The sequence below is a fragment of the Brevibacillus aydinogluensis genome (genome assembly GCF_961514395.1).
Lineage (GTDB): Bacteria > Bacillota > Bacilli > Brevibacillales > Brevibacillaceae > Brevibacillus > Brevibacillus aydinogluensis.
The window spans coordinates 1151837-1168925 of sequence record NZ_OY569118.1 but is presented as its reverse complement, the minus strand read 5'-3'; the positions used below and the strand labels follow the sequence as shown (position 1 = coordinate 1168925).

Genomic DNA, 17089 nt, shown 5'->3' with positions numbered 1-17089 from the left:
TATCGCGACACGGCTACGAGGTGCTGATCTGGTCGGACGGATCGACTGCTGTCGGCACCTGCTGTTGGCTTCCTGCCGGCGGCACGATGTCCGGCGGCGGTGTGGTTCCCGTCGACGGCACGGGATTGGACGACGGCGTGCCATCCTGTCCCGTCGGCGAAATAATATCAGGCGGCGGTGTTTCGCCTGTTTCCGGCTTCAGCTCAGTTTCGTCCTGTGCCGGATTGGATGGCGTTTCTTCCTTCGCCTTCGACTTGGCTGGCCGGGTCGCCGGTGCAGCCGTCTCCACCGTTGCAGATGTGCTTTTCTTGCGCGGATTGCTGCTGGCGGTCACCGTCTCCTCCCCGCTCTCCAGTACGGGAGAATCGTTTAACTGAGCGACGACGCTTCCCGACAGGCCCATCTCCGTCTGCAGGGTGGTTCGGATGGCGTTCAGGTTTTCCTTGGGCAGGTAGGTGTACCCACCTTTCCAGTACGCCCCGTTATCCAACGTAACCAGCGAAGAGGAATTGAATCCCTTGAAGTCGTAGGCGAGCCCCTTTATCTGCTCTTTGGACAGATCGGTATGAATGTGCTTTGCGCCTATATCCATGACGTTAAAGATTTTCGTCAAGCCGTCCAGCGAAGTGGCCTTGTCCACTACAGCTCGGATAACCTCCTGCTGACGGCGGTTGCGGTCAAAGTCGGTGGAAAAGTATTTGGTGCCGCGGTTGTCGTGCCGATGGCGGACGTAGCCCAACGCCTGCTCGCCGTTCAAAAGCTGCAGACCGGGCTCCAGGTTGATATGGGTGCCGTCCGTCGGGTCATCGTACACCAGTTTGCGGTCGACGTTGACCTCGACGCCGCCCAACTCGTCGATGACCGCCTTGAAGCCTTCAAAGTCAACTGCGACGTAATGCTGGATCGGAATGCCCAGCAGTTCCGTCAGCGTCTTTTTCGTCAGCGAGATGCCGTCTTCCGTCGGCGTTTCGTTGTTCCGCTCCGCCCGACGTCGCTCCGCCTCCCCGTTGGCGTAGACGGCGTTGATTTTATGGTAGTCCCGGTACCCCGGAATCTTTACCCGCGTATCCCGCGGGATCGACACCATGGTCACCTTTTTCGTCTCCGGGTTGGCGACGGCGACGATCATGACGTCCGTATTCATCGTCCCTGTCTCCGGGCGTGTATCCCGGCCGAGAATGATAAACGACAGCGGCTTGTCGGAATGGTAGGTAGGGTCTGTATTTGAAGTTAGCGGGGAAAAGTCGTTATTCGTCACGGTATCCAGTGTCCGATCGATTTTCCAATAAACCGCGCCAGCCGCTCCGCCGATCATCAGCAGCATGAACAAGCTGAACAAAATCAGCCGTCTGCGCAGGGTGCGCCGACGCGCCGACTTTTTCTTCTGTGCGGAAGTGCGCGTGCGCGTTGCCACAGTTTCAGGCATATGTATCAAACTCCTTGTTAGCATTGAAAAAAAGTTGTGAAAAGATCGAAAAAACAAGAAAAGTGCTTGTTGAAATAAAGCACCGCATATTTCTTCCAAATAGTAATACTCTGACTTCGGTATTATACCATATTGTTGTCCATTTTTGTAGAAAAATGTTGCCAGAACGTAAAACTCCTCCATCGGTTGCCGATGGAGGAGTGGTTCTTGTTAAAGAGTTTAGGTCATTGCCGTCCCTGTGTCGCGCAGACTTCCGTTCGCTTCCGCATCGATTCGTGCGTGAGCGGCAGCTAGGCGGCTGCCCGTTCCGCCACCGTTACGCCAAATGCCGCTTGCTCGGCGAGCGACTCGGTTTTTCTGAGGGCAGCCAGCACGCCCGCCACAAACGCATCCTTGGCAGTTTCGCGCAGGGAGCAATCGGGCTGCGGCAACCAGAGCGCCTCTGACTGCCGGCACACATACAGGCCGTTTTCACCGCCCAGCACGATCACCTGTTGGACTCCCTCGTTGAGCAGTATGCTGGCTGCCGCTTCCGCGCCCGCAGCCGAGGACGCAGGCTTCCCCGTCAGCACTTCCAGCTCGTCCGTGTCGATGACGATCAGCTTGACGCCGTGTAAAAGCCCCCGCCACCGCTCCGCCTTTTTCACCGAGACGGGATCGGCCACGACAGGTATGCCCCGGCGCATCCCTTCCCGCAGAAAACTGCGGATGACCCACTCCGGCAAATTGGCGTCCAGAAACAAGCCGGTTGCATGCTGCAGCCGCTTTACACCGTCTTCCATCATCTGCTCCGTCCACGCCTCGTTCACCGCCATGTCGGAGATGGCCGCGAGCAGTTCGCCGTCAGCGGCGCGGATGGCCAGATAGCGTCCCGTCCTGCCGCCAGGAACGCGGACCATCCCGATGGTCGCCACGCCGCTTTGGGCCGTCATCTGGCGCAGCCATTCCCCTTCCGCATCTTCGCCAACCAGCGCGAACAGCAGCACCTCTTCTCCCAGGCGCGCCAGGTGGTCAGCCACGTTGCGCGCCACGCCGCCCGCCGTCTGACGTACGATACCCGGATTGCTCGTTCCCGGCAGCAGTGCGGCGGACGTGATCCCCTGCACGTCCACATTGGCTCCCCCAGCGCACAACCAGTATTCCTTCATGCTACCCAGCATGTCATGCCCCCCTCGTCGCCATTCGCGTCTTCTTGCATTTTCTTACTCTTTCGACATTATTCTGTGTTTCCCTACCACAAGATGGAATACGCGTTCGCATGCACGTTTATTTCACATCGGCATATGATCAATGTTCAGTAGTGACGAGCGGCGCAAACAGTGCTACAGTTAAGGGCAAAAACGATGACGGAGATGAACTTATGAGTGCCCATAGCGGCAGTGTTAACACCTCTGCTGCGGTACATGCCGCTCCCACGGTGTACCGTGTGTTGTTTGCTATCAGCCTGGTTCACCTGCTCAACGACAGCCTGCAGGCGGTCATTCCCGCCCTGCTGCCAGTTCTTGAAGCAAATTTGGCCCTGACGTATACCCAGGTGGGCATGATCCTATTGGTCATGAACCTGACGGCTTCCGCTCTCCAGCCGGTCGTCGGGTACATATCCGACCGCAAGTCGCGACCGTACATGCTGCCGGTCGGTCTGTTGGTCTCCGGGCTCGGCATGCTGTCACTGGCCCTGGCCAGCAATTACTACGTCGTGCTGCTCGCCGTCGCCTGCGTCGGCATCGGGTCGGCCGTATTTCATCCGGAAGCATCGCGGGTCGCCCACCACGCCTCCGGCACCCGCCGAGGATTGGGACAGTCCATTTTTCAGGTGGGGGGCAACGCCGGACAGGCGCTCGCGCCGCTGATGACCATATTGATCTTCCAACAGTTGGGCCAGCCGGGCGCGATGTGGTTTTTGGTCCCGGCAGCTGCCGCCAGTGCAGTGCTTGTGTACGTCGCCAACTGGTACCAGGGGCAGCAGCGCGCCAAAAAAGCTGTCGCCGCTGCAGTCGCCTACACCCACCGCAACAAGCGCCTGGTCGCACTGGGCCTGTTGGTCCTGATCGTCAGCGTCCGTTCCTGGATGAGTGCAGGCTATCAAAGCTTCTACCAGTTCTACCTGATGAACATCCAGCACATGAGCTATGACAGTGCGCAGTACTGCGTGTTCGTCTTCCTGCTCGCAGGCGCGATCGGCACCTTTTTGGGCGGCCCGCTGGCCGATCGGTTCGGCAAACGCAACCTGCTGATCGTCTCCACACTGGGCGCGCTGCCGCTGACGCTCCTGACACCGTACGTGTCCGGATATTGGATTTATCCTGTCTTGTTTCTCTGCGGTCTGATCCTGCTGTCCAGCTTTTCCGTCACGGTCGTCTACGCCCAGGAACTGCTGCCGGGACGCGTTGGCACCGTCTCCGGCCTGATTATCGGTCTGGCCTTTGGCATGGGCGGCATGGGTGCGCTGGTGCTCGGGTATTTGGCCGACCTGTACGGCATTGCGTCCGTCATCACGCTCTGCTCGCTCATGCCGCTGATCGGTGTCCTCGGCCTGCTTCTGCCCAAAGATCAAAAGCTGCGAGCCTGGGTGGCACGCGATTAACCACGCCTTACAGCGAGTACGGGACACGAAAGCAGCGCACCAAAGCAAAATCCCCCATGGGTGATTTCAGCCCATGGGGGATTTTTCATGTGATGAGTTATACGGGAACGCTGGTGGTGACACCCAGCAGCTGGGATACGGCCTGCGGATACAGCTCGGGTGTCCCGTACAGATACCAGGAGCCGTCCTGGGTTTGGCCGATCAGCCCGGCGATCGTCCAATCGGGCGCCAGTGCTTCGGCTGCCTGTGCGGCAAGCGACAGACGGATCGTTTCGCCGCTCGGCCGTTTCGCCAGCCAACCGTCTGTTTCCCGGCTGATCAGCACGAGGTGTTCTTCTGCCACCTGCTTGGGCCCGTCCGCGCCAAACAGACGCTGGTGCGCCTCTTTTTCCAGAAGACCGCGCAGGCGGTACGCCTCCGGCAGCGCCTCTTTCAACTCGCCGAACAGCGGCTGCATGGCGGCGGCAATTGACGTGCCGTACTGCTTGTCCAGCCACTTGAAAAAGGCCATCAGCACCGACAAGAGGTTGCCGGCCAGCGTCTTGGTGGCCGCGTCCACGCGGGTAAAGATGTCGTGGACGAGGAAGTACGCCACGTCTTCCTGCCGGAGCTGCTCCCAGGTAAAGGAGGGGCCAAAAGCGCTGCGGACAAACGTGCGGAAGTTGTTCATCGCTTCGTCGTACTTCTTGACCGTCGCTTCCGACTTGCCCTCGGTCATTTCCGCCACAAAGCGGTTGATATCGGCCAGCCGCTCCGGCTGCACCGTATAGACGCTCTCCGGCAGCCCTTCGATCAGCGGACGGCTGAGCAGGTTGGCCACGTGCAGGGTGTTGTTCGGCAGCGCCAACCGCGGCTTGAGCGTATCCAGGTGGATGAGCCGACCCAGTCCCTGGCCGGACTGTCCGTCCCGCACCAGATGATCGATCAGTTCCTGAAGCTTGTTTTGCAGCGTCTCGTTCGCAGAAGCTGCTGCCAGCGTAGGAGCCAGCCCGTCCAAGGCTTCATGCGGGGTCACGAGCCACTTTTCCGTAAAATAGGCGCGCATCGCCCACTGCAAAACAGGGGACGGCAGCATTGGCTCGCTGGTGACAAACAACGTGCCTTTCGCCAGCCTGGAACCAGTAGACGTCAGCACGCGAATCTCTTCCTCGGATGCTTGGTCGGGAAGTTGCAGCAGCGACGCCACTTCGTCAATCTGCGCCGGATAGCCTTCCACCCAGGCCGTATTGTCCTGCAGGATCAATTCAGCCTGCACTTCGTACAGCTCCAGAAGCGCATCTTTTAGCGTCGGAAAGAGATGCTCTTCCTTGCGCGGGGCGTACACCCAGATTTCCCGGCTGCCGTCCCGCTTTTTCAATTCGAACGCCCGCTGCGCATCGATCGCCTGACGAAGCCGGTCCATGTCCGGAATCGTGTAGATGCGCCGGGTAAGACCGTCGCTGCGGCTGCCGCCCTCCGATGCGCCAAAGGCGACGATGAATCGGTACAGCGCGGTGGTGTAGGTGCGCCGTTCAGGGTTATCCGCTGCTTCCAGCACTTCCGGATGTTCACCCAACCACTCCACCAATGCGGGCTTTACGTGTGGTTGCAAGATGATGCTGCCCGAGAACAAAAGATCACGCAGCCCCAGATTGAGCAACCGGCCCACGATGATCTGACCAGGCTGCATGTTCAGGGGGCTGGTTCTCAGCACATAGCGGGTCTCGCCGCTGAGCGGATGGCGGACCGTCAGCACATCCCGCTCCACCTGCACGATCTCGTAGGCGTTCAGGTGCAGACGGGTGAAGGAGCGGCGCAGATCCAGGTCCATCCGGCGGCCGTGCTGCTTCAGATAGCTTTCCAGCACGGTTTCGCCGTTGGCTTTCACATCAAGGACGAACCAGTTGAAAAAGTGGGCCGCCCACTCCGGATTCATGACGCTCTCAGCCGCCAGTCCGACCTCCGCGGCAAAGCGCTCCCGTGCCTGTTGGACGGTTTCGCTGCTGACCTTGCCGGCGACGAAGTGGTTCAGCCGTTCGACCCAGGATGCGTACTCCTTTTGCAGTTTTTGCTCGTGTCGGCTGCGCAGCTCCGTGATCGGTGTCACGATGCCGCAACATTTTTTGTATTTTTTCCCGCTTCCACAGGGGCAAAGATCATTTCTTCCTACAGACATAAGGGGTTTGGATCTCCTTTCATTTCCACCGCGGCATGCGCGGGGAATCTAGCGCAATCCCCCTATATATACCGCATTTCTTATCAGGTGTTCAAGTGTTCTCGTGTCGGTCATGAGCGATGCCCGCCACTGCGGACGACTCCCACTGGGCGATAAACTGCTCCAGCCGGTATATCAGCGCTTCGATGCGGTGCTTTTCACTCATGCAGTCAGCGATGGCGGAAAGCTGATTCGCGGCGAACAGCTCCACCACTTCCCGTTCCATTTCCTGTAGGCGAATCCGATAACGCGCGATAATCTCGCGCAGCAAGGAAAACCTCTGCTCAAACCGGATCATGGCCTCCAGATCGCTCATTGCTGTTCGGTAGTCGTCAGCACTTGCTGAATGCCAAGTGCGATCTGCTCGTTTTTATGCTTCTCTTTCATCAGAACCTCGATGGCCTGCATGTTGCTTTGCTGAAAATGAGCCACTACTTCCTGGGCCATCTCCGCGTTGCGCGACTCCAGACGTCCCAGCGCCTGGCGCAGCAGTTGTTGTACTTCTTCCAGAACCGATTGGGTTTGTACGGTATTCATGGACAATTCCTCCTCAAAGTGAAGTTGTTCGTGCACTTCCTGATGGCGGTGTGTATGGTTTTGTGCGGGCTGCGCCTCGCGTTCCCGCTGTCCGTCCGTGGACTGCTGCTGTGAGGTGCCGGACTGTCCCGCGTCTTTTACATCGGCGGCTGTATGGCCGGCTTCTGCCGAATCTGCCTCAGGCTTTGTTTCGTCCGCCGTCTCCACGGCTGCGGCCGCTTCCAGACCGGCTTGACTTTGCTCTTCGTCACCGTCGCGGGCGATTATGTACAAGATCTCGCCGTCCAACCGAAAGCGGTCGTCCAGCGCCGGCAAAAACATCGCGTCGTCCGCCACGCCCACCTCCTGCTCCAGAAAGTGGTGAACGGTACGGGCCGCCACCTGGGTGATGCCGTTGGCGCGGCAGAATGCGTATACCTGGTCATTGGCCAGTGTCCATTCCGCCAGAAACCAGCGGCCATCACCCTGGTACTGGACGAAGCGGGGGTCCCGCTCCAACTGCAGCATGCGCATGATCTGATTCCAGCCGAACTGGGTCTGACGGCGAAGCTCCGCCGCTATTTGTTCCAACGTTTTGGGCATATGGGTATCACGCACAAAACGGTACGCCAGATCAAACAGTTGATGGGGCTGATAGGTCAATTCGATAATCGCCTCGGAACGCCCAACTTTCACCGGTGCCTGCTCCATTCGCAGCACCTTGGCGAGCAGGGCGCTGCCGTCCATGCCGAAGCCGGTTGTCAACCCGCTCGCTTCCAGACGGGAACAGATCTCCTCGCGGGGAAGGGAGCGTTCGCCAGACCGAAACACCTTTTTAATAATACTCGACAGGGTATAGGTTGGCCGTTTCATTAAACTTACTCCTTCTACGCTATTGGCAACAGGTCTGCCAAGCAAATGGGAATCAAGATGGGTATTCGACACCAGCAGGGAAAAATCCTACTGCGACCGAAAGTGATTGTCTATTCGGTTTGTTTTTATAAATGAAAAAAGAGCGGACCCGATCCGCTTCAAAAAGTGCTCCGGCGAGGCGCAAGCGGCTGTCGCTTTTGCCTCGTCGCTGTCAATAGCCGCGCCACACCTTTCGCCTCAAGGCGCCGGCGTAGGCCCACTCCTCGTCCCCCATCTCGGCCAGCGCCTGGCCCAGGGCGTTCATCTTGCTGTCAATCTGGTCGAGATAGTGGAACAGCACGGCAGTGGGCGTCTTGCCGGAGACGGCGCTTCCCCACCCGTTTTCCACATCGCCATGATGGCTCAGGATGCAGTGCTTCAAGTGCAGCACTTCGGGATCACCGAGGGGAATGTCAAGTTTGCGGCAGATGCCGCTGATGATCTCCGCTCCCATCACCAAATGGCCGATCAACTGCCCGGGGGTGGTGTAGTCGGGCGCGATCGGGTCAGACAGCTCGTACAGCTTGCCGATGTCGTGCAAAATGCACGTCGCGTACAGCACATCCCGGTCCACCTGAGGGTAGAGCGGCACCAGCCGCTCGGCTGCGGCCAAAAGTGAGACGATGTGCTCCAGCAAGCCGTGGTAGTAATTGTGGTGCATGCGCACACCAGCCGGATAGCAGCGCAGGCGTCCGCCGATCTCCTCGTCGGTCAGCGCCTCCGTCACGATCGCGCGCAGCGTCTCGCTTCTGATCCCGCGAACCGCCTGCTGCAGCTTCTCCCAAAGCTCGTCGGCGGGGAATGGCGAGACCGGCACCAGCGATTCCATCTGCACGTCGTCGGACGGAGACGCGAGCCGGACCCGCTGGATGACCAACTGCTTTTTCCCCCGGTACACCTGCACCGTCGCGTCGATTTTGATGACGGATTTCACCTGGATGGCTTCCTTCAGCTCCGGGGTGACGTCCCACAGTTTGGCGGCAATCGTGCCGGAGCAATCTCCCAGCTCCAGACTGAGGTATTCGCTCTGGTTGCTGGCGACGCCCACCTCCTTGCTCTTGACCAGACAAAACGTGACAACCCGTTCTCCCTCTTGATAATCAAGCAGATATCTCATCTGTCTGTCCTTCCTCGTCTATTTTTTGCGAAACAGGGTCTCTTCGATTTTGTGCACAATTTTCTTGCCGACCAGCTCGTCAGCCGACTTGATCACCCTGGTAATCACCTGGAGCAGATCCTCTTCCCCGTTCCAGTGTTCGCGCACGATCGCCTCGTCCACGTCGACGAGGATGCGCCGCAGCGCGTACACCGCCAGCACGACGTCATCGAGCAGACCAAGGGCGCCAGTCAAGGCTTCCGGAATGAAGTCAATCGGCGTGATAAAATAGGCCACGGCAATCCCGGCCAACGCTTTCGCCTGAACACCGACGCGTTTGTCCAGCATCAGGCGGGCCAGCAGCACAAACAGGTCGGGCGCAAGCAGGATGTACGCGGCTGCCTTTTCGCTGCCTCCCTTTTCACGGATAAAAGCCTGGATCTTCGCCCGCAGCTTGTCGTAAAAGCGTTGGTGCTTCTCCGGCAGTTTCAACGGCACCAGCTCGGCCGGTCTCCGGACGGCGGGCAATCGCTCGTCAGACAATTGTTTGTCTTGATGGCGCTGCTCATCGTTCATGGCAATTCCTCCCGTTTCGTTTTTGCGGCAGCCTTGCGCTTGCGCCAGTAGGACCAGCAGACAATAACGGCAAGCAGGGCCAGGAAGAAGACTGCCAGGTTGCGCGCGACCAGCACGAACAACTGCTCCCAGCGTTCTCCCAATTGCCAGCCGATCGTGACGAACAAGGCGCACCAGAATAAGCCCCCTGTGTATGTATACAGCATGAACGTCGGAAACGGAAGCCGGGTGATGCCGGCAAAATAGGCGGTAAACTGGCGAATGCCGGGAATGAAGTAGCCGAGCGGCAGCGCCCATTTGCCCACGCGGTTAAACCAGTCTTCCGTCTTGCGATAAAGCGCGTAGCCCAGGCCGAGCCGCTTCCCATACCGCTCGATAAAGACGAATCCCAACGTCCTGCCGATCCAGTACGCAGTGGTCATCGCCGTAATGGACCCCAGAAAACAGACGAGAAACGTGGGGACGTACTTCAACTGGCCAGTGGAGACGAGGAACCCGGAAAAGACCAGGAGCGTTTCCTCCGGCAGAGGCATTCCGAGAATCCCCAGAAAAAACAGGCCAAACAAGGCGCCGTACCCGTATTGGGAGATGTATCCGCCAAAAACTGTTACAATTTCATTTATTTCATTCAAGATGTTTTCACCACATTTCGCGCTTGTCCCCTCTTTCAATACATTATGCCAAAAGAAGAAGCGGGCGACAAATATCTGTGAATTATTCCCATTTAAGGAAGTATAATCTTCTTTGCAGCGAGTGTTGACCTTGCCTGGCAGGCCATGAGTTTGTGCGCCTGTATCGCAACTGTTGTCTAAAAATGACGAATTTTATGGGTTCTCGCCGTGGCTTTCCCACTCACTTTTCGCTATAATGAGTGGGAGTATGGAAATAGGATAAATGAGGGACAAGCCGGAATGTGGAAAAAAATCTACCGCAAGTTGAAATACGAGTACTACAAGCTGATTCGGATGAAAGGGGCGCCCTCTTTTGTCGCCCGAGGTTTCTCCGTCGGCATATTTGTTGAGTTCATCACGCTGCCAACCTTTGGTTTGGCATTCCTCCTGCTGTTTCCGCTGGTCAAGCTGTTTCGCTGCAGTTTGCCCGCCGGATTGATCGGCTTTGTAATCGGAAAAATGATCCTGCCAATCTTTATGGTACTAAATTACAAACTGGGCTACTCCATTATCGGCCGGCCGCTGCATGAACATATGAAGCACAACAACGAGCCGTGGGCAAACTGGATCGCCTGGATGAAGCAAAAAGGACTCGCCTATTTTACCGGCAGCGCGATCATGGGCCTCATCGTCGCAATCGGCAGCTATTTCCTCGTCTACTCCGCTCTGCAGTGGTACCGGCAAAAACGGGCCCGCCGTTCACTTGCCCAACGGCAGTCACGGTAAGCGGGAAAACGGGCGCGTCTCCCTATGCAAAATAAAAAAACAAGACCGGTACCGACAGTTTTGTCGACCCGGTCTCTTTTTTTGACGTTCACGGCAACCGGCGGGTGAAAACAGGCCGTCAATCGAAGCGCTTTGTCACGAGGTTACGCGAAAAAGCCTTTTTCCCGCAGCTGTTCCATGATTTCGGAAACGGTCAGATTTTGCTGCAACAGATTCATGGTAACGTCTACCTGCTCTTCAGACAGGCCGTTTGCCCACAGGCTTTCGCGGACCAACACATCGTTGGGGCTGCGGAAGTAAGCCTGCAGGGTTCGCAACACGCGTCCTTCCAAAGTCGTTTTCAGCATCAGTTCGGTTGTCGACATCTGTTCCACCTCTTTCCTAAACAGATCTGTGCATACTTTCTATTATCGTACAAACGCGGCGGAGAATCAACGTCTTCCCCGTTTCTCCGCGAGCCGCCGAACGGCAAGGCACCGTCATTCGCAGTGACTCGCCTGTCCCTGTCTACACTTCCGGCATCGGACGCCGCTTGTGCTCAGAGATGCGGTGCAGGTAATCTATCCGCTTTTTGGCCTCCGGATCGGTCTCGCCCGTGATCAGCAGTCGGTCCAGATCTTCGTACGAAAAGCCCATTTCCTTTTCGTCCGTCTGCCCTTCCCACAGGTCGGCGGACGGCGCCTTGGTCAGGATGGACTCCGGCACGCCCAGTTCGCGCGCCAAAATGCGTATTTCGTGCTTGGTCAGGCTGGCCACCGGATTGATGTCGGCCAATCCGTCGCCGCCCTTGGTCATGTAGCCGATGTAGATTTCGCTGCGGTTGCAGGTGTCCACCACCAGATAGCCCTTTTGGTTGGCAATCGCGTACAACGTCGTCATGCGCAACCGCGCCTTGGTGTTTCCTTTGGTTTTGTCGTCAAGGGGAAGCACCTTTTCGATTTCCGGGACGATCGCGTCAAACGCCGGTCCAAGGTCAACGGTCACCAACTGCAGACCAATCGCGTCGGCCAGCTTTTGGGCATCCTCCGCATGAATGGCCTGCGAGTACGCCGGCATCCATACGCCGATCACCCGCTCCCTGCCCAGCGCCCGTACGCAGAGAGCAGCGGATACTGCGCTGTCAATGCCGCCGGAAATCCCCACGACGGCGCCGCCGAGCCCGGGTCCGTCAATCTGCTCACGGATAAAGGCCACGCGCTTTTCCAGATCTTCCTTCACATGAGCCTGGTAGTGAGCCAGGTGCTCTTGAAATTTGTCCATGCAACGTACCCCCATCTTCACTGTCTCTTCCCATCCTACCACGCGGAAATGACGGTGGCAATCAACGGCAAAGAGGTCTACACTAATAACGAGAACAACTGGAACACAAGGAGAGAGCCGATGATTATCCTCAAGACACCGGAAGAAATCGAACGGATGAGGGCAGCCGGCAAAATTCTCGCCGCCTGCCACCGCGCTCTGGCCAAACGGATTCGCCCCGGGGTAACTACCTGGGAAATCGACCAATTTGTCGAGCAATTTCTCGCAAAACACGGAGCCACGCCTGAGCAGAAAGGGTACCAGGGCTACCCCTACGCCACCTGCGCTTCCGTCAACGACGTCATCTGCCACGGGTTTCCCACCAAGGAACCGCTGAAAGACGGCGACATCGTGACGATTGACATGGTGGTAAACCTGGACGGCTGGCTGGCCGACTCCGCCTGGTCGTACGCGGTGGGCAACATCTCACCCGAAGCAAAGCGGCTGCTGCAGGTGACGGAAAAAGCGCTCTATCTGGGTATTGAGCAGGCTGTCCCGGGCAACCGCGTCGGCGACATTTCCCACGCGATTCAAAGCTACGCCGAGGCGCAGGGCTATTCGGTCGTGCGCGACTTTACCGGTCACGGAATCGGCCAACGGATTCATGAAGAGCCGTACATTCCCCACTTTGGACCGCCTGGACGCGGCCCCCGTCTGAAAGAAGGCATGGTGATTACAATCGAGCCGATGCTGAATGTAGGCAGCTACCACGTCAAGATTGACGAGGACGGCTGGACGGCCCGGACTCGTGACGGCAAGCTGTCTGCCCAGTACGAGCACACGATCGCCATTACCGCCGACGGTCCCGTGATTCTGACCAAGCAGTGACAGTCGACCTGACCGTACGGTTAACAAGGTCTGCAAAGAAAAGCGGCAGCTCCCCAAGCAAGGGGGCTGCCGCTTTATTGACTTACGGTGTTGGTGATTAGCGCTGCACACTGTTCGCGTAGCGGTTCATAAGCGCTTCCAATTCCTGCACGTCTTTTTCCAATTCACGGATGTCCTCTTCAATCAACCGCTTCACTTGCTGTTTTTCCCGCAATATCTTGCGGGTCTGTTCCAGCCTTTGCTTCAGATCGAACAAGCCGAGATGCACTGCTTTCCCCTCCCCATTCTATGTAAAGGTTCCACCTTACATGATATGCGGAAGTACGCAGTTGTTGCCGGTTTCTTATAGACCTTTCCATTTCGCCAATTCGGCGCGAAGGCGGTGTACTTCTTGTATCAAAGCCCGTTTTTCCAGGCGCTCAATCTCACTGTCCAGATCAGATCCGTATCCCCGACCGGCAAACAGCGGATCGTACGGATCGCAGGCGTCGTGTCCGTACGGCCAGGCCGGCTCTTTCGGCATGATCAACGCGAGCAGCAGGTAAATCAACAGGGGCACGAAGGTGCACACGGTGAGAATCACCGCTGCCACCCGCACAAGGGTGGAGTCAATTCGCAGGAATCGGGCGATGCCTCCGCACACGCCAAACAGTCGTTTATCGCTGCTGGATCGGTATAAGCGTCTTTCCATCATGACATTCCTTCCTCTCTGTATCCGTTTCTGATGTTACCTCCAAGATACCCGAAAGAAAGGTTGCCCAAAACTGGCCCCAGGGGGATTTGACCTCCGTCCGGGGACGGAGGCCCGCTCCGTCCCGTGAAGCCTGTGGAATGATCTGCTGATGGTGCCGTGTTTTCTGTAGGCAGCGGGCTAGATCAGCGCCTTGGCCATCAGCGCTTCGGTAATGCCGATAAAGTATTCCGATTCACGGCGGATGTGGTTCAACACCGCCAGCGCCGTGGGATTGCTGCGAAACGCCGGACTGTCCGAACCCATCTGATTCAACAGGGCGATAAACTGCTGGCTCTGTTCCATGGAAAACGTGACCAGCTCCCTGATTTGCCGCATGAGCGGATCGCTCACCCTGTTGCAGGAACGGATGACCGCCTCGATGTAGCGGACAAACAAACCCTGCGTCTGGGCAAATGCCTGCTCCCACTCGGCGAGCGCATCGACGAACTCCTCTTCCAGATTGGGCACCAGCTCACGCAGCACAACGGTGTGTTCACTCTCCTGCAGTTTCCAGAATTCACCTTCGTCCAAGATTCTGAGCGGCATCTTTTCATCGTAATGAAATTGCACGCGTACTCCTCCTTTTTTGCATGTAAAAGGGTCCACCACAGTCTATGTGACAGCGGCGGGAGCGTGCCTTTGCCGCCTGGAATCAGAGTGCAGGAAAAATCAGCTGTCCTGCTTTGGCTGATACATCGGCCGCGGCCGTTCAAACAATTCGCCCAGCGTGGCGTACCAGTGGCCGGCCAGGCGGCTGACAGGGGAGAAGGTGTCGATGTCGATCTTGCCGTCTCGGTAAAGGGAATCGTCGATGTGGACGTGCACCACCTCGCCGATGATCAGGTCCGACGCAGCCGGCTCGCCCAGCGTCATGAAACGGTGCAGCCGGCACTCAAAATGGACGCGCGACTCGCCCAGACGCGGCGGGCGGACGGCGACGGACGGCAGTTGGGTCAGCCCCAGCTCTTCCACCTCGCTCACTTCCGGCGGGTAATCGGCGGAGGTCTGATTGACCGCATCCACGTTGAACACGTCCACCATGTTGACGACAAATTCCTTCGTCTCTGCGATGTTGCGGGCCGTGTCCTTCATCACACTGCCCGGCTTGCGTATGACCGCGACGGAAACCAACATCGGTTCAATGCTGGCCACATTGAAGTAACTGAACGGCGCGGCGTTGACCACACCGTCTGCGCTGAGGGACGTGACCCAGGCGATCGGCCTCGGCACGACCCCGCCAATCAAGAGTTTGTATTTGTCCTGGCGCCCGATGGCACTGATGTCGATTTCCATGCGCATCCCCTTTCCTGTTTACGTTTGGGGCGGGAGCCAGCTGGCCATGTAGTCCGGGTCCTCGATGCCAAGCGCCTGGCGCGTCACCATGAGCGGCTTGAACGTGTCCAGCATGACCGCCAGTTCCCTGGTTTCCGTTTTGCCGATGCTCTCTTCGATCTTGCCCGGATGGGGACCGTGCGGAATGCCCATCGGATGGAGGGTGAGGGAGCCTTCGAAGATTCCCTTGCGGCTCATGAATTGGCCGTCCACGTAATAGAGCACCTCGTCGCTCTCCACGTTGCTGTGGTAGTACGGCGCCGGAATCGCCTGCGGGTGGTAGTCGTACAGCCGCGGCACAAAGGAGCAGACGACGAAGTTCTCTCCGGCAAACGTCTGGTGCACCGGCGGCGGCTGGTGAATGCGTCCCGTGATCGGTTCAAAGTCGTGAATGCTGAGGGCGTACGGGTAGAGATAGCCGTCCCAGCCGACCACGTCAAAGGGATGAAAGTCAAACAGATAACTGTACAGGACGGACTGCCGCTTGACGCGCACCTCGAATTCCCCGGCTTCCACGTGCGTCTGCAGCCGCTCCGGGACGCGGATGTCCCGCTCACAATACGGCGAGTGCTCGAGCAGCTGGCCGTGCTCGTTGCGGTAGCGCTTGGGCGGAACGATGTCGCTTTGCGATTCGATCACCAGAAACCTGCTGGGAGCGGACGGCACGATCCGGTACGTGGTGCCGATCGGAATCACCAGATAATCGCCCTGCCGATAAGAGATCGTGCCGAAGATAGTCTCCAGCTCCCCTTCCCCCTGGTGGACAAACAGCAGTTCGTCCCCGTCCGCGTTGCGGTAAAAATACGTCATCGGCTCGGTCGGAGCGCAGACGCCCAGCACCACGTCACTGTTGCCCAAGAGGTACTGCCGGCCTGAAATCGGATCGCCCCCGGCCTTCAGGTCAAAGGTTTTGAAATGCTGGTGCCGCAGATCCGCCTGCTCCACGTACTCCGGCTTCATCTCGCCGCAACGGCGCGTCGCGCGCACCTGCGTCGGCGGATGATGGTGGTACAGGATCGACTGAATGCCGGAGAAGCCTTTCGTGCCCATCACTTGCTCGCGGTACAGCTCTCCGTTCGGTTTGTAAAAAGTGGTGTGCCGCTTTTTCGGCACCTCCCCCATGCGATGGTAAAAGGGCATCCGTTTTTCCTCCCTTCATGTTTTTGCTGAACCTTTATTCGACCACGACGTTGCGCAGAACCCCCAGACGCTCTACTTCTAATTCCACTACGTCCCCCGGCTCAAGCCACGGGCAGCGTTCCGGCCCCAATTCGAGGATGCAGCCGGTCCCCACCGTGCCCGAGCCGATCACATCGCCGGGATAAAGCGGACAATCGGCAGATGCCCGGGCGATCATCTCGGCGAAGGTGTAATGGATGTCGGCCCAACGTCCGCGCGAGTACTCCACGCCGTTTACCCTCGCAATCATGGTGAGATCGTACCGGCTCCCGCTTTCGCCGGGAATGCGGACGTCTTCCAGTTCGTCAGGAGTGACCAGCCAGGGCCCCATCGACGTGGCAAAATCCTTTCCTTTTGCCGGCCCGAGTCCCACCTTCATTTCTTCCCGCTGCACGTCGCGGGCGCTCCAGTCGTTCAGGATGCAGTAGCCGGCGATGTGCTCCTCCGCCCGCTCGACGGGAATGTCCACGCCCCCTTTGCCGATGACGCAGGCCACCTCCAGCTCGTAGTCCAGCCAGTGCGCCGCCTTGGGCCGCTTCACCGCCGCTTCCGGTCCGACAAAAGCGGCAGCGTTGGAAAAGTAAAAGACGGGAAAATGATACCACTCCGGAATCATGTCCAGCCCGCGGCGGCCGCGCGCCGTCCTGACGTGCTCCTCAAACGCGTAAAAGTCTCGAAAGCTGCGGGGACGGGGCACGGGAGGACCCAGAACAGCCTGCTCCGCCGGCACCGCGCAGGAAGCCGTATCCGCCTCAATCTCCAGACGCTGCAGCCGCTCCCTCCAGCGCTCCCACTCGTCCAGCAAAGCCAGCACGGAAGCGGGGGCCTCCGGAATCGCCTGCGCGATGTCGATCACAAAACTGCTTCGAAACAAGCCTGCCCGCCAATCTCCCTGGCCGCCGCGACGGTACGACACCAATTTCACGCACATCCCTCCTCGCCATACGCATGTACGCATCCCTGATCTTTTGCATTTTTTGCGCAGCGCTCCTGCTTCGGCAGCCATGCCGGCTGGGA

General features: G+C 58.2%; 19 protein-coding genes. 3 read left to right on the top strand and 16 right to left on the bottom strand.

The window, feature by feature from the left end; translation table 11 throughout:
- Positions 1–13 precede the first annotated feature (13 nt).
- Positions 14–1426 (bottom strand): LCP family protein, encoded by a 1413-nt coding sequence (locus Q7F15_RS05655; RefSeq protein ID WP_304415216.1) that lies wholly within the window; start codon positions 1424–1426, stop codon positions 14–16.
- Positions 1427–1716: 290 nt separating this feature from the next.
- Positions 1717–2586: a carbohydrate kinase family protein gene (locus tag Q7F15_RS05650; RefSeq protein WP_304415215.1), complete on the bottom strand. Its 870-nt coding sequence runs from the start codon at positions 2584–2586 to the stop codon at positions 1717–1719.
- A gap of 200 nt (positions 2587–2786) precedes the next feature.
- Between Q7F15_RS05650 and Q7F15_RS05645 the strand changes: the two genes are divergently transcribed.
- Entirely contained in the window at positions 2787–4010 is a 1224-nt protein-coding gene (locus Q7F15_RS05645; RefSeq protein ID WP_304415214.1) for an MFS transporter, read from the top strand.
- 97 nt (positions 4011–4107) lie between these two features.
- Here the strand turns inward: Q7F15_RS05645 and Q7F15_RS05640 are convergent, their stop codons facing one another.
- The 6 genes from Q7F15_RS05640 to Q7F15_RS05615 form a co-directional block, all read right to left on the bottom strand.
- On the bottom strand, positions 4108–6213 hold the full coding sequence (locus Q7F15_RS05640; RefSeq protein WP_376717861.1) for a YecA family protein: 2106 nt from the start codon (positions 6211–6213) through the stop codon (positions 4108–4110).
- A gap of 43 nt (positions 6214–6256) precedes the next feature.
- Positions 6257–6520, bottom strand: coding sequence for a hypothetical protein (locus tag Q7F15_RS05635; RefSeq protein ID WP_171567085.1), 264 nt, complete (start codon positions 6518–6520; stop codon positions 6257–6259).
- Complete coding sequence (locus Q7F15_RS05630; protein ID WP_171567087.1) at positions 6517–7593, bottom strand: hypothetical protein; 1077 nt, start codon at positions 7591–7593, stop codon at positions 6517–6519. The genes Q7F15_RS05635 and Q7F15_RS05630 overlap by 4 nt, the downstream gene beginning before the upstream one ends.
- Positions 7594–7804: 211 nt before the next feature.
- Entirely contained in the window at positions 7805–8749 is a 945-nt protein-coding gene (locus Q7F15_RS05625) for a 3'-5' exoribonuclease YhaM family protein (RefSeq protein ID WP_171567089.1), read from the bottom strand.
- An 18-nt stretch (positions 8750–8767) separates the two neighbouring features.
- Positions 8768–9304, bottom strand: a complete 537-nt coding sequence (locus Q7F15_RS05620; protein ID WP_171567091.1) for a YkvA family protein — start codon at positions 9302–9304, stop codon at positions 8768–8770.
- The gene (locus tag Q7F15_RS05615) at positions 9301–9927 is read right to left on the bottom strand and encodes a DedA family protein (RefSeq protein ID WP_171567129.1); all 627 of its coding nucleotides are present in this window, start codon (positions 9925–9927) and stop codon (positions 9301–9303) included. Before Q7F15_RS05615 ends, Q7F15_RS05620 begins: the two co-directional genes overlap by 4 nt.
- Positions 9928–10215: 288 nt before the next feature.
- Here Q7F15_RS05615 and Q7F15_RS05610 point away from each other — a divergent pair, with 288 nt between their 5' ends.
- Complete coding sequence (locus Q7F15_RS05610; protein ID WP_171567093.1) at positions 10216–10701, top strand: DUF2062 domain-containing protein; 486 nt, start codon at positions 10216–10218, stop codon at positions 10699–10701.
- Between the two features lie 143 nt (positions 10702–10844).
- Here Q7F15_RS05610 and Q7F15_RS05605 read toward each other — a convergent pair whose 3' ends face one another.
- Together Q7F15_RS05605 and nadE are read right to left on the bottom strand one after the other, a co-directional pair.
- Positions 10845–11066, bottom strand: coding sequence for a hypothetical protein (locus Q7F15_RS05605; protein WP_171567095.1), 222 nt, complete (start codon positions 11064–11066; stop codon positions 10845–10847).
- A gap of 142 nt (positions 11067–11208) precedes the next feature.
- Complete coding sequence (gene nadE, locus Q7F15_RS05600; RefSeq protein ID WP_171567096.1) at positions 11209–11961, bottom strand: NAD(+) synthase; 753 nt, start codon at positions 11959–11961, stop codon at positions 11209–11211.
- A 120-nt stretch (positions 11962–12081) separates the two neighbouring features.
- On the opposite strand from nadE, the gene map reads away from it, so the two are divergent.
- Complete coding sequence (map, locus tag Q7F15_RS05595; RefSeq protein WP_171567099.1) at positions 12082–12828, top strand: type I methionyl aminopeptidase; 747 nt, start codon at positions 12082–12084, stop codon at positions 12826–12828.
- Positions 12829–12925: 97 nt separating this feature from the next.
- Here the strand turns inward: map and Q7F15_RS05590 are convergent, their stop codons facing one another.
- The 6 genes from Q7F15_RS05590 to Q7F15_RS05565 form a co-directional block, all read right to left on the bottom strand.
- Positions 12926–13096, bottom strand: a complete 171-nt coding sequence (locus Q7F15_RS05590; protein WP_171567101.1) for a hypothetical protein — start codon at positions 13094–13096, stop codon at positions 12926–12928.
- Between the two features lie 75 nt (positions 13097–13171).
- Entirely contained in the window at positions 13172–13522 is a 351-nt protein-coding gene (locus Q7F15_RS05585) for a PspC domain-containing protein (RefSeq protein ID WP_171567103.1), read from the bottom strand.
- A gap of 177 nt (positions 13523–13699) precedes the next feature.
- Positions 13700–14131, bottom strand: a complete 432-nt coding sequence (locus Q7F15_RS05580; RefSeq protein WP_171567105.1) for a DUF2935 domain-containing protein — start codon at positions 14129–14131, stop codon at positions 13700–13702.
- A gap of 99 nt (positions 14132–14230) precedes the next feature.
- Positions 14231–14854: a flavin reductase family protein gene (locus Q7F15_RS05575; RefSeq protein WP_171567107.1), complete on the bottom strand. Its 624-nt coding sequence runs from the start codon at positions 14852–14854 to the stop codon at positions 14231–14233.
- Positions 14855–14872: 18 nt separating this feature from the next.
- On the bottom strand, positions 14873–16033 hold the full coding sequence (locus tag Q7F15_RS05570) for a homogentisate 1,2-dioxygenase (protein ID WP_171567110.1): 1161 nt from the start codon (positions 16031–16033) through the stop codon (positions 14873–14875).
- Between the two features lie 34 nt (positions 16034–16067).
- Positions 16068–16997: a fumarylacetoacetate hydrolase family protein gene (locus Q7F15_RS05565; RefSeq protein ID WP_212132755.1), complete on the bottom strand. Its 930-nt coding sequence runs from the start codon at positions 16995–16997 to the stop codon at positions 16068–16070.
- Between the last annotated feature and the right edge of the window lie 92 nt (positions 16998–17089).